Source organism: Protofrankia sp. CiP1_Cm_nod2, from assembly GCF_920664355.1.
Classification (GTDB): Bacteria; Actinomycetota; Actinomycetes; order Frankiales; family Frankiaceae; genus Protofrankia.
The window spans coordinates 4,467-6,368 of sequence record NZ_CAKKTL010000149.1; the positions used below are offsets into that span (position 1 = coordinate 4,467).

Genomic DNA, 1,902 nt, shown 5'->3' on the forward strand with positions numbered 1-1,902 from the left:
GGAGGCAGGGACGGCCGCTGCCGTAGGTGGAAACCGCTGTGGCGACGACGTTTTCCACCTACGGCCCGTGCGCCCGTAGGTGGAAAACGTTGCTGGAGCGGCGGTTTCTACCTACGAGGGCAGACACCGGCCGGGCGGGCGGGCCGCCGTAGCCGGTACGCGGCGGGCCGTACCCCCATCCGGGGCCAGCGCAGGAAGGCTTCGGCCTCCAGCATGGCCAGCGCGATGCGCGGCAGGTTCCGGCTCGCCGGGAAACAGACGTAGCGGGGCGACCAGGCCGGGCGGAACTTCGCGTTGAACCGGTAGAGGCTGTCGATCTGGAACCAGCGGGAGAGGAAGACCAGCAGGTTCCGGAAACAACGGGTGACCGGGCCCGCGCCGAGCCGCTGCCCGCGCTCCAGCGCGGCCCGGAAGAAGGCGAAGTTCAGCGACAGGCGCTCCACCCCGAGCCCGGCCGCGGCCCGTACCGCCGAGACGATCAGGAAGTCGTTCAGCCCGTTGTCGGCGGTACGGTCCCGCACCATCAGGTCCAGCGACAGGCCCCGGCGGCCCCACGGGACGAAGTGCAGCAGCGCACGCAGCCGCGGCTCGCCGCCCGCCGGGCCGTCCCCGCCGCGGTCGAAGGCCATCAGGACGACGCAGTCGTCGTCGGCGGGCGCGCCGATCCGGCCGAGCGCCATGGAGAAACCGCGTTCGGTCTCGGTGCCACGCCATGCCGCGGCCTGCGCCCGCAGCCGGGCCCGCTCCTCGGCGGGCAGGTCACGCATCCGCAGGGCCTGGCAGGTGTAGCCGGCCCGTTCGACCCGGCCGACGGCCTGCCGGACGTTGCGCATGTCGCGACCTTCGAGGGTGAAGGCCGCCACATCGATGACGGCTTCGTCACCGAACTCCAGCACGGACAGGCCGGCGCGCTCCCACGCCTTGCCGCCCGTCTCGGAGCATCCGATCACCGCTGGTATCCAGGCATGTTCGGCGGCGATCCGCAGGAACTCCCGGATCGCGCCCGGCCACGCCTCGTTGTCGCCGAGCGGGTCGCCGCTGGCGAGCATCACCCCGGACACCACCCGGTAGGGGACGCAGGCCTTGCGCGTCGCCGACCAGACGACGGTCTTGTCGGCGCGCAGGGCGAAGTAGCCCAGCGAGTCGGCGTCACCGTGACAGGCCAACAGCGCGCGCATGCCGGTGATGTCGTCCTCGGACAGCTTCGGCCGCGGCCGTGGTGGCCGCAGCACGAGGTACACGACAGCGCTGATCGTGAGCAGGCCCATGGTCAGCAGCGTCCGGGTGACAAGATCCGAGACCCGTTCGGAGGAGAAGCGCAGCGGCCCGTGGATGCCGACCAGGCCGTCCACGACGTGCGCGAACTGGGCGGACAGCGGGTGCGCCCCAAGCAGCCGCCCACCACCGACCTGGAGCAGCAGCATGCCGATCATGACCGAGGCGGCGGCGAGGGCGGTCCCGACCCACAGCGCCCGCCACCGGGTGGTCGGGTCCCCCTTGGCCTGGAACTCCCCGCGTGCCAGCAGCAGACCGGCGACGAGTACGGCGGAGGCGGCCGCCTCCTCGTAGTCGAGGCCCTTGACCACGTGCAGGACGACGCTCGCCGTGAGCAGGGCCACCACCCCGTGCCAGGCGCGGCGCTTGCGCCGGCGCAGGCCGCGCGCCAGGAGCAGCAGCAGGAGCCCGACCACGACCGTGAACGCCGCGGCCTGCCGGGAGACCGACCCGGGCAGGATCTGCCGGATCAGGTCGAGACGGCTGCGCCAGCCGGGCGTCACCGCGGAGACGATGTCGATGAGTCCCGCGACGAACACCAGGGCGGCGGCCACGGGCGGCAGCCACAGGCGGTTCCACGCCGGTAGCGCGGACCGGGAGGCCCGCGTCGCCTCGGTGGGCGCCGGC

1 protein-coding gene is annotated in these 1,902 nt (G+C 73.0%); it reads right to left on the bottom strand.

Going from position 1 to position 1,902, the window contains the following annotated elements:
• Positions 1–107: 107 nt before the first annotated feature.
• Positions 108–1,838, bottom strand: a complete 1,731-nt coding sequence (locus tag NBW84_RS16255; RefSeq protein ID WP_250285598.1) for a phosphatidylglycerol lysyltransferase domain-containing protein — start codon at positions 1,836–1,838, stop codon at positions 108–110.
• Between the last annotated feature and the right edge of the window lie 64 nt (positions 1,839–1,902).